The sequence below is a fragment of the Chitinophaga ginsengisoli genome (assembly GCF_003014595.1).
GTDB classification, from domain to species: domain Bacteria; phylum Bacteroidota; class Bacteroidia; order Chitinophagales; family Chitinophagaceae; genus Chitinophaga; species Chitinophaga ginsengisoli.
Window position 1 is genome coordinate 189781 of the sequence record NZ_PYGK01000013.1, and the last position, 11127, is coordinate 200907.

The following is an 11127-nucleotide window of genomic DNA, read 5'->3' on the forward strand; positions in this document are numbered from 1 at the left end:
GTCTACACATTAAGTTTTACAGATCAGGATAGCATTCCTTTTTTCTGAAAGTTGCCGGAACTCAGCCATAAACCGATGAACATAAACAGTCCGTTGATGACAAGTAATTCCAGACCTATTTTATAGTCTTTGAAAAGATATGACTGACACATCTCCAGCACATAACACAGCACAGGCGCTGCTAAGGCAACACCCGGCACCATATCATCGTTCACGGTGCGTTTGGTTAAAATGCCGAAAGCAAATAAACCCAGTAAAGGTCCATAAGTGTACGAGGCTACCTTGAGTATCACGGAGATCATACTCTGGCTATCGATATGTTTAAACACCAGGACGATCAGCAGGAATATTACCGTGAAACCAAGGTGTACAAATCGCCTGGTCTTCTTCTTCTCTTTCTCTGAAAGATCCTCTCTTCGCTGCATATTCAGGATATCGATACAGAAAGAAGAGGTCAGCGCCGTGATAGCACCATCCGCACTGGGAAACAATGCGGAGATCAGGGCGATGATAAAGATCACTGAAATAGCTGCCGGCATACGTTGTGCATCGAGGGCCAGCGTCGGGAACAGTTTATCCGAAGCAGCTGTTACACCGATGGTATCAGCATACAGATATAATAATCCTCCGAGGAAAAGAAACAATAATATCACCACACCAAAGATCAGGCTTAATGTCATGATGTTCTTCTGGGCATCTACCAGGCGTTTAACAGAAATATTCTTCTGCATCATCTCCTGGTCCATCCCCGTCATGGTAATTGTAATAAAGGCCCCGCCCAGGATCTGTTTGAAGAAGAACAGCGGACTATTGGGATCGGTGAAGAAGATCTTCGACATGCCTTTACTACCCATTGCCTGCAAGCTGCTGCCAACGTTCATGTCGAGGCGGTTCAGGATATACACGATACAAATGACAAGGCCGGCCAGCATACAGGTGGTCTGCAGGGTGTCAGTATACACGATCGTTTTCACACCACCTTCAAAAGTATACAGGAGGATCATCAGCAGAATGATCAATGTAGTGAGCCAGAAAGGCACCTGAAATTGATCTTTAAAAGCTTCTTCCAACAGGTTCTGCAGGATGTTTACCACCAGGTACAACCTGGCAGTAGCGCCGAGTGTTCTGGATAATATAAAGAAGGAGGCGCCTGTTTTGTAAGACTTATTGCCAAAGCGGGTGCTGAAATAATTATAGATAGAGGTCAGCTGTAAGCGGTAATACAATGGCAACAGCACGAACGCGATGACCACATATCCCATCATATTACCCAGGGCTACCTGGAAGTAACCAAAAGCAGTCTTACCGACATCACCAGGTACACTCACAAAGGTGACACCACTTAATGAGGTACCGATCATCCCAAAGGCCACCAGCATCCAGTTACTGTTACGGTTGCCTATAAAGAAAGAGTCGTTGTTTGAATTACGGCCGGTATACCAGGCTACGATCAACAGGATAACGAAATACGCAATGACAATAGAAAACAAAAGGCCTGGTGTCATAAAGTAGAATTTCTTTGATTAAAGCCGCACAAAAACGCATATTCACATTTCAATATAAACACAAAAACGCAAAAAACGCATAATTGTATGCAGAAAAACGAATAAATTTATATTTTCACAGTACTTCCACCAAAATCACGTGATATGAAAAAGCTGCTCCTGCTGGTATTATCCGCATTTATCAGCCTTCCCCTTCTTGCAGACTGGATACGCATTAACCAGCTTGGTTATGCGCCGCACAGCAGCAAAGTAGCAGTATGGTGCAGTAAGGAACAAGATACATTAAAATATTTTGAACTGGTCAATGCCCAGACAGGCAAGATCGTATTCGAACACACTGCAGGCAGGGCCGCCGGGGAGTATGGACCATTCCGGCAAACCAGCAGACTGGATTTCTCTGCGTTCACTACGGCAGGACAATATTATTTACAGGCGGGCGGGGCGAAGTCGCCGGTATTCGCTATCAGTGATTCGGTATATAAAGGAACAGCCGATTTCTGTCTGCGGTATATGCGTCAGCAAAGAAATGGCTTCAATCCTTTTCTGAAAGACTCCTGTCATACGCATGACGGCTTTCCCGTGTATGGGCCGGACAGCGTGTTTGTGCCGGTTTCCGGTGGCTGGCATGATGCTTCGGATTATCTGCAATATGTCACTACTTCCGCTAATGCTACCTGGCATTTGCTGGCGGCGTATCGTGACTTCCCAAACGTATTTACAGACTCACTACAGGCCAACGGACTGTCAGGCAATAATGGTATGGCCGACGTACTGGACGAGGCAAAATGGGGGTTGGATTGGCTCATTAAAATGAATCCTCAGGATGACAGGATGTATAACCAGGTAGGCGATGACCGCGACCACCAGGGGATGCGTATTCCCCGGCAGGATACTAACTTCTATGGCCACGGACTGGAGCGCCCCGTCTACTTCTGTACAGGAGAGCCACAAGGTTTGTTGAAGTATAAGAACCGCAGCACAGGGGTTGCCTCTACCGCAGGAAAATTCAGCAGCTGTTTTGCTTTAGGTACACAGTTGTTTGCAGGGCTGCAGCCCTCTTATGCAGACATCCTGCGACATAAAGCTACAGTCGCTTACAAACTGGGTATGCAAAAACCGGGCGTTTGTCAGACAGCCCCCGGACGTTCCCCTTATTTCTATGAAGAAGATAACTGGACAGATGACATGGAACTGGCGGCAGTCTCTCTCGGAGGTTCCTATCTTTCCAATGCATGGACCTTCGCACAACGGGAACCTGTCACGCCCTGGCTGGGACAGGACACCGCCCGTCACTATCAATGGTACCCATTCATTAATCCGGGTCATGCAGAACTGGCCAGGTTATCAACAGGCGCACAAAGAGATACATTGATCCGTTATTATAAGGAAGGTATTGAACGTGTATGGCGTAAGGCATCGCAGAATGCCTTCTACAGAGGTATTCCTTTTATCTGGTGCAGTAATAATCTGACAGTAGCCTTTGCCATTCAATGTTACTGGTACCGGCAGCTGAGCGGCGACAGTACTTACATACAACTGGAACAGGCCTGCTTTGACTGGATATTCGGCTGTAATCCCTGGGGCACAGCCATGGTATATGGCTTACCACAACGGGGCGATACACCCACTGACCCTCACTCTTCCTTCACTCACCTGAAACAATACCCGATAGACGGCGGACTGGTAGACGGGCCAGTCTACACCAATATCTTCAAGAACCTGATCGGTATTCAATTGCAGGATGCTGACGAATATGCGGACTTCCAAAGTGATCTGGCAGTATATCACGATGACTATGGCGACTACAGCACCAATGAGCCGACCATGGATGGTACCGCTGTGTTGATCTATCTGCTGGCTGCAAAAGAAAACGCTGCCAGGCAACAAGGCTATACTGTTACACAACATGGCATCACAAGAATGGATAGCACCAGGAAGGAGATCGCACTGGTGTTTACGGGTGATGAATTTGGGGAAGGTTTAACTCATATCACTCATGTACTGCAACAAGAACAGGTGAAAGGTTCTTTTTTCTTTACGGGGAACTTTTATAGCAATACTCATTTCAAAGCCCATATTAAACAGCTATATGCTAATGGACATTATTTAGGTCCGCATTCAGACAAACACCTGTTATACTGTGACTGGCAGAAGCGGGATAGCCTGCTCGTTTCACAACAGCAGTTCTCTACAGACATGAAAGCCAATCTTTCGAAGATGCAACAGTTAGGCATCGATACGGCAAAAGTGCATACTTATATTCCGCCTTATGAATGGTGGAATGACACGATCGCAGCATGGTCACAACCATTGGGATTGCAGATCGTTTGCTTTACGCCAGGGACAGGCAGTAATGCAGATTACACCTACCCGGAAATGGGTGCTTCCTATAAAAGCAGTGAAGCGATCATCAAATCTGTAAAAGCGTTTGGAAAGAACAGGACGGGAAAGCTGAATGGGGTGATACTATTAATGCATGCAGGTACAGATGCCAGAAGAAAAGACAAGTTGTACCTGCATTTAGCTGCACTGATAAAATATCTGAAACAACAGGGGTATCATTTTAGAAAGGTAGATGAGCTGGTTATCTAACCTGCCCATCTCCTCTTACAAACCATTTTTCGGTGACCAGTTTCTCCAATGCGAAAGGTCCTCTCGCATGTAATTTCTGCGTAGAGATACCTATCTCAGCGCCTAGTCCGAATACACCACCGTCGGTGAACCGGGTGGAAGCATTCACATATACAGCGGCGGCATCCACTTCATTGAGAAAACGTTCACTGATTGCAGTATCTTTTGATATAATCGCTTCAGAATGTTTGGAAGAATATTCCTGGATGTGTTGCAGCGCTTCATCCACACCGTTCACCACTTTTACAGAGCATTTGAAGTCCAGGAACTCGCGTCCGAAATCGGCAGGTGTGGCATGTATCAGGTAAGGATATTCCAGCGCTTCCAGCATGTTGTACGATACATCATCTGCAAAGATCTCCACATCATAGTCCTGCAGAGAATCGGCCAGCAGCCGAAGTAAGCCGGGCGCAGCCTGTTCATCTACCAGTACTGTATCCAAGGCATTACATACCGATGGACGGGATACTTTTGCATTGGTGATCACTTTACTGGCCATTTCGATGTCCGCCGTCTTTTCTACATAGGTATGACAAACACCAGCACCAGTCTCTATCACCGGCACTTTGGAATTAGCGCGTACATAGTCGATCAGCTGCTGTGATCCACGGGGAATGATGATATCAATGTATTTTACAGCTGTCAGCATTTCGCCGATCAACGCTCTGTCCACTGGTAACAACTGCACTGCATTCACATCTACTTTAAATGCTTCCAGTACTTCCTTGATCAGCTTCACCAGGATGATGTTTGTATGAAAGGCATCTGTACCGCCGCGCAATACCGCTACGTTGCCAGACTTGATACACAGGGCGGCGACATCCAGTGTCACATTCGGACGTGATTCATAGATCACACCTACCACCCCCAGCGGAGCGGTACGTTTCTGCACCTGTAAACCGTTGTCCAGTGTTCTTTCCACCAGCAGCTGGTTGGCCGGGTCGGGTAACTGTGCAATATCTTTCAGACTGTCTGCCAGTTGCTGTATACGGCTGGCATTCAGTAATAACCTGTCTTTTTTCGGGTCCTGGTCAGACATCTTATCCAGGTCCTTTTTGTTTTCCGCTACAATATCCGCGGTATGTGCTACTATCCGGTCGGCCAGTTGCAGCAGCAGTTGCTGCTTCTGTTCGTCAGGCAGCGTCTTCACAGAACGTGTGGCGGCCTGCGCCTGTACCAGTAAAGGTTGTATAGATTCCATCTTCCGCTTGTTTTACTTGTTTGTTTATAACAACACGATGTCGTCTGCGTGTGCTATCTCCAGGTTCTGCACTTTACTGTCTTCCGACAGCAGGTCAGAAGAAACCTTGGCACGTGCCACCGCGATCACATTGTGCTCTTCGTCCACGATCTCGAATACCTCACCGCCTTCAAATCTTTCCAGCACAGTCAGGACACCCACCGCCAGCAAGCTACGTCTTTTCTGCAGAGCTGTCAGCGCACCGTCGTCTACCAGTACCCTACCCGTTACCAGGCTGCCGCTGGCCAGCCATTTCTTACGAGCCGGCATACTGCATGGCTGCGGCAGGCACAAGGTACCTGTTTTTCCGGCGATGGCATTTAGAATACCATCGGGAGTATGGATACCGAATATCACCACCTTGATGCCCATGCGGGTAGCCAAACGGGCAAAAGTCAGTTTGGACACCATTCCACCCAGTCCCAGGCTGGACTTTTTAGTATCTGCCAGTGACAGTATCGATTCATCGATAGCATTTATCTGTGGCACTACCTTGCCTTCCCTATCCAGTACCCCGCCTACGGAAGTGCTGAACAAGAGCATGGAAGCGCCGAAACCTACGGCTATCAGGGTGGCCAGTTCATCGTTGTCGGAGAATTTCAGCTCCAGGTCGCTCACCACATCATTCTCATTGGCTACGGGTATCACACCGTTGTCCCAGAGCTCTTCATATGTTTTTTTCAGTTGCAGGAACTGTGCCCTGTTACTGAAATGCCTACGTTCACAAAGGCTTTGCGCAATGGCAATGTCGTACGGAGCAAAATACCTGGCGTACTTGCTGAGCAGCAAGGGGTTACCGATGGCGGCGGCGGCCTTGCGCTCGCTCATAGTGCCACCGTATTGTTTCAGGTACTTCTTGCCTGCTGCTACTGCTCCTGACGATACCAATACTATATTATATTCTTCCCTAAGATCTGCTACCTGCCTGGCTATGGAAGCTACTATTGTCTCATCCAGCTCCCCATTTTCGTGGGTGATGGATGCTGTCCCAAATTTTATTACTAATATCGGTTTTGTCACTGCTCGCTGAATTTGCCGACAAAATATTGAAAATGCCTCATTTTTTCATTATTTACATTTCATTTAAAGTCTTTTACCCGGCTGTGACACCCCGTTTGGACGGGGACTATTATTTTGCAAGGTTATCTAATCGCTAAAATACTTATTGACAATGGGCTCACGCTTGGCTACCCGTCTTTCTTTATTCACCGCATTTTCCATATGCACCCAGCTTTCCCTGCAGGCGCAGGACAAAAACCTGGTACAGTACGTAAAACCCATTATCGGTACAGAAAAAATGGGACATACCTATCCCGGTGCTACCGTACCATTCGGGATGGTGCAACTCAGCCCGGAAACGGATACGCTCCCTTATGAGATGAATGGGCGTTACAATCCGGACGTCTATAAATACTGTGCAGGGTATCAGTATGTTGATAAAACCATCACAGGGTTCAGTCATACGCATTTCAGCGGCACCGGCCACTCTGACCTGGGCGATTTCCTGATCATGCCCACCACCGGTAAACTGTACCTGAATCCCGGCACTGCTACCAATCCTGAAAGCGGATACCGCTCCACCTTTTCACACGATAACGAAGTAGCCGAAGCGGATTACTACAAAGTAAAACTCGACAAATACAACATCACTGCTGAACTGACCACTACCAACCGGGTGGGCTTTCATCAATATACTTTCGCAGAAGCGACAGATCAGGCGCATATCATACTCGATCTGATGGCTGGCATTTATAATTATGGCAATAAAAATGTGTGGACATTCGTAAGAGTGGAGAATGATACACTGGTAACCGGTTATCGTCAGACTAACGGATGGGCGCGTACGAGGGTAGAATATTTCGCGATGTCCTTTTCCAAACCTATCTCACATTATGGTCATCAGAACTATGCCAATGATGTGTACAAAGGTTTCTGGCGTAAGTTCGATGTAGCGCACGACTTTCCTGAAATGGCAGGCCGTAATATCAGGGCCTGGTTCGACTTCAAAGTACAGGCAGGTGAAAAAGTGAAGATCAAGTTCGCACTATCTTCTGTAAGCACAGAAGGCGCACTGGCCAATCTGCGTGCTGAAGCACCTGGATGGGATTTCGACAAGGTAAAGCAGGACGGGCAGGCACAATGGAACAAAGAACTGCATAAGATCACCGCGCAGCTGAACAGCAACGATGAGATGATCAACTTCTATACGGCTATGTACCATGCTTTCCTGAGTCCAACCACTTACATGGACGTTGATGGCAGTTACCGTGGCCTTGATCAGAACAATCATAAAGCTGATGGCTTCACCAACTATACCACTTTCTCCCTGTGGGATACATACAGGGCATTACATCCGCTGTTCAACGTGATACAGCCTAAACGTAATGCAGACATGATCCAGTCAATGCTGGCGCACTACGATCAGAGTGCACAGCACATGCTGCCGGTATGGTCACACTACGCCAATGAGAACTGGTGTATGACCGGTTATCACAGCGTGTCGCTCATTGCAGATGCGATCATTAAAGGCAATGCACCTTTTGATGCAGAAAGAGCCCTGGCCGCCTGTGTAACAACCGCCAGGCACCGTACGTACGATGGTATTGGTTATTACATAGACAAAGGGTATGTGCCTGAAGATAAAAGCGGCGCTTCCGTATCGAAGACACTGGAGTACGCCTACGATGACTGGTGTATAGCGCAGATTGCAAAGAAGTTGGGCAAGCAGGATATTTATGACGAATTCATCAAACGTTCACAGAACTACCGTAATGTATATGATGCGAACATCGGATATATGCGTCCCCGTTTGAATGACGGCACCTTCCGCGCAGCATTCGATCCGCTGAAGACAGATAACCAGGGCTTTATTGAAGGGAATGCATGGAACTACAGTCTGTATGTACCACAATATCCTGCAGAGCTGGTAGCGCTTAACGGCGGTAAGAAAAGGTTCTCCGGTCACCTGGACAGCCTGTTCACCATGCATCTGCCAGATGAATTCTTTGCTGAAACTGAAGACATTACCCGCGACGGTATCATCGGCAACTATGTACACGGTAATGAACCTTCTCATCATGTAGCTTATCTCTACAACTGGACTGGAGAGGCATGGAAAACACAGGAAAGAGTGCGTATGATCCTGAAGAAGATGTACCATCCTGGTGCAGATGGATTAGGCGGTAATGATGACTGTGGTCAGATGAGCGCCTGGTATATATTCACCTCTCTTGGTTTTTATCCGGTATGTCCTGGTTCTGACCAGTATATACTCGGAAGTCCGGCAGTAAAAGAAGCCACTATTCAGCTGGAGAATGGCAAGACTTTCACTGTAGAGGCACCTGGCCAGAGTGATAAGAATGTGTATGTGCAGAAAGTAACGTTGAACGGACAGCCTGTGCTGACGAACAGCATCAGCCATGCAGATATCATGAATGGAGGCCGTCTGGTGTTCCAGATGGGCGCCAAACCGAAGAAATAACCCGCTCCACGGATAAGAAAGAGGGATGGATGAGAGGATTAGCCTCTTATCCATCCCTCTTAGTTTTTACGTAAATTTATATATACTAACCCGTATATATGAAAGCAATCCCACATCAGCACAGCTTCAGGTTTCACAACCTGGGCATTGGTGATATACAGCTGGGCAAAAAGCCGGAACAGATACCCGGCATGTTACCTTTTCCCTCCTATACCGGTAAAAACAATTTTCTGGTTTATCCTGATGCTGCTCATTATCATGCATTTAACGGAACGGCCAGGGGCACTATTGAGAAAGATGATCCGGGTATAGACCTGCAGCATCTTTTCACGGGCATCAATGATAACGGGTTTATCAACCGCATATTCCTTTATCCGCAGGAAGCCAATGAGCAACTGGCATGGCGATTGAGTCAGTTATATGGTGAGCCGTTTATAGGAAAGGGTCAGTCGGGCGTGCAGAACACCTGGATTACAGAGAGTGAAACGGAGGTAACGTTATTCAGCCCGTCGGATCATAAAACGGTTAATACTGTTATTTCGTTCCGTTTCTTTTATGATTTTCCGGCATTGAAGGAATATATCATTGAAGGTAGAACGTAGTTAGCATTTACAGCATGTATACAAAAGAAAAGGCCTGCTAAAAAGCAGGCCAGTTATGGTACTTTGGGGGGGACAATACAATTAGGGTTTTCAAAGGGTACAATATTTTAAATCAGCATTCAGGCTTAATTGCCTTCTCAATATTAGAGAAAATAAAGTTCCGGAAGTTGTCATTAAGAGCGTATATGGGTCATGTGTATCCTCACTTAGAGTTACCTGTTACAACACGAAAATAAACGCCAATAGAGCAAAATGCCTGTGATTCATGCCAATAGCGCATTTCAAAGAGATAAATAACTGATAAACAGCCATTCCTATACAGGTAAGTGGGGAGAAAAAACCGGCAATGAATCAAGAGGAAACGTATAAATACGTAAATACAATCTGCGTAAATCACGGTAAATAGGTGACCGGTATTTCCCGGTATCCGACGGATCGATTTTCAAGCCATATATAATACGTGCACGATTTTGAGGTGAACTGGCCGAAAAAAGCAGTTCTTATATGTTATTTTTTTCTTACACCGATATTATCCGGTAAATTTATACCGTTATTTACGCAGAAAGACCCTTCGTGTTTAAACAAAAAAAGAGCATAAATACACGGTTTTTATATTATAGAAAATTATATATAACCTGAGCCGGAAGTAATTATAAATTTCCCATGTTTGTAATGTCATGATTATCATAAACTTACAATGATTCCCCCATGCTTTAAAACCTAGTTTTAGATTGTTAATGAGATTGATAAAACCTAAAATACAATATCTTATGTCAGCCGCTAAAACCATAAAAGCAGGTCGGTTCGTAAACAACAAGCACGTCACTATGCTGCGTGAAAACTATAAACAAAAAAGGTGGGAAGCTAATTCAGCTCGTCTTGGCAAGCCTGACTCTCTCAGCGTGTGGTACAGCCTGGACGGGTTGAAGGAATATATCGAGACTGCTGAAGCGGCGGGTGCAGACGGCATTAGGGTTTATTTTGGGGTATACCCGTCTGTTTTCCCTGAAAACATCTTACTTCAGGACAGACAGACGGTGGTTTTTGTTGCTACCCAGCAGAAAACCAGTCAAACCGGTAAAACCGAAAGTAAAGACCTGTATGTTTCTACACCAGACGGACCTGAGATAATAGCATTTAACTTTTCACTGCCTTGTCCGCCTGCATGTACAGGCCCGGAACGAACCGCTCAGAGAACTGTTGAGCTCCGGCCTGCTGGAAATTAACGTTTCCCCATCCAGATAAATCATGTTCCTAAGCTGCCGGATATAACATCCGGCAGTTTTTTTATCGGGGCCTGAAATTATTTTATCGCCACTTTTATTAATTTACCAGCCGCATAAAAGTCATTAGTAACAGTTTAAAACACTTGCCACCAATATTCTATGTCTTGCGTACATATAAATATGCTCTTGTTTTCTCATATATCTCTGTACCGGTTGCCAGTGCATGTTTTAGTCATGATTATCTGTTTTGTTACAGCACTACTTGCTAAACTCCAGAAAAATCCTCCCCGGTATCTGAACTCGTTCATTATATATATCCTTGTAACTATTATTGTGGAAGTGATTGCCTGGTGGTATAGTATTCACAGTAAGCGTAACCTGATCTTCTATAACTTTTATGCAATCATCAACTTTACTTACCTGATCTTTCTGCTCCGGTCTT

General features: G+C 46.0%; 7 protein-coding genes. 4 read left to right on the forward strand and 3 right to left on the reverse strand.

Going from position 1 to position 11127, the window contains the following annotated elements; genetic code table 11:
* Window positions 1–23: 23 nt before the first annotated feature.
* Window positions 24–1505, reverse strand: a complete 1482-nt coding sequence (locus CLV42_RS25425) for a sodium:solute symporter (RefSeq protein ID WP_106604742.1) — start codon at window positions 1503–1505, stop codon at window positions 24–26.
* Window positions 1506–1649: 144 nt separating this feature from the next.
* On the opposite strand from CLV42_RS25425, the gene CLV42_RS25430 reads away from it, so the two are divergent.
* Window positions 1650–4097, forward strand: a complete 2448-nt coding sequence (locus CLV42_RS25430) for a glycoside hydrolase family 9 protein (RefSeq protein WP_106604743.1) — start codon at window positions 1650–1652, stop codon at window positions 4095–4097.
* Here CLV42_RS25430 and CLV42_RS25435 read toward each other — a convergent pair.
* Together CLV42_RS25435 and proB are read right to left on the reverse strand one after the other, a co-directional pair.
* The gene (locus tag CLV42_RS25435) at window positions 4090–5337 is read right to left on the reverse strand and encodes a glutamate-5-semialdehyde dehydrogenase (RefSeq protein WP_106604744.1); all 1248 of its coding nucleotides are present in this window, start codon (window positions 5335–5337) and stop codon (window positions 4090–4092) included. The genes CLV42_RS25430 and CLV42_RS25435 overlap by 8 nt on opposite strands.
* Window positions 5338–5361: 24 nt before the next feature.
* Window positions 5362–6396 (reverse strand): glutamate 5-kinase, encoded by a 1035-nt coding sequence (proB, locus tag CLV42_RS25440; RefSeq protein ID WP_106604745.1) that lies wholly within the window; start codon window positions 6394–6396, stop codon window positions 5362–5364.
* 151 nt (window positions 6397–6547) lie between these two features.
* On the opposite strand from proB, the gene CLV42_RS25445 reads away from it, so the two are divergent.
* From CLV42_RS25445 to CLV42_RS25455, 3 genes are all read left to right on the forward strand, one after another.
* Window positions 6548–8857 carry a GH92 family glycosyl hydrolase gene (locus CLV42_RS25445; RefSeq protein ID WP_106604746.1) on the forward strand — a complete coding sequence of 770 codons (2310 nt, stop codon included), beginning with the start codon at window positions 6548–6550 and terminating at the stop codon, window positions 8855–8857.
* A 98-nt stretch (window positions 8858–8955) separates the two neighbouring features.
* Window positions 8956–9459 (forward strand): hypothetical protein, encoded by a 504-nt coding sequence (locus tag CLV42_RS25450; protein WP_106604747.1) that lies wholly within the window; start codon window positions 8956–8958, stop codon window positions 9457–9459.
* Window positions 9460–10229: 770 nt separating this feature from the next.
* Window positions 10230–10685 (forward strand): hypothetical protein, encoded by a 456-nt coding sequence (locus CLV42_RS25455; RefSeq protein WP_146154479.1) that lies wholly within the window; start codon window positions 10230–10232, stop codon window positions 10683–10685.
* Window positions 10686–11127: the final 442 nt, after the last annotated feature.

What these genes read in the sequence shown, in the direction of transcription:
- CLV42_RS25425 (WP_106604742.1), bottom strand. Translation starts at nt 1,505, where the DNA reads ATGACACCAGGCCTTTTGTTTTCTATTGTCATTGCGTATTTCGTTATC.
- CLV42_RS25430 (WP_106604743.1), top strand. Translation starts at nt 1,650, where the DNA reads ATGAAAAAGCTGCTCCTGCTGGTATTATCCGCATTTATCAGCCTTCCC.
- CLV42_RS25435 (WP_106604744.1), bottom strand. Translation starts at nt 5,337, where the DNA reads ATGGAATCTATACAACCTTTACTGGTACAGGCGCAGGCCGCCACACGT.
- CLV42_RS25445 (WP_106604746.1), top strand. Translation starts at nt 6,548, where the DNA reads ATGGGCTCACGCTTGGCTACCCGTCTTTCTTTATTCACCGCATTTTCC.
- CLV42_RS25450 (WP_106604747.1), top strand. Translation starts at nt 8,956, where the DNA reads ATGAAAGCAATCCCACATCAGCACAGCTTCAGGTTTCACAACCTGGGC.
- CLV42_RS25455 (WP_146154479.1), top strand. Translation starts at nt 10,230, where the DNA reads ATGTCAGCCGCTAAAACCATAAAAGCAGGTCGGTTCGTAAACAACAAG.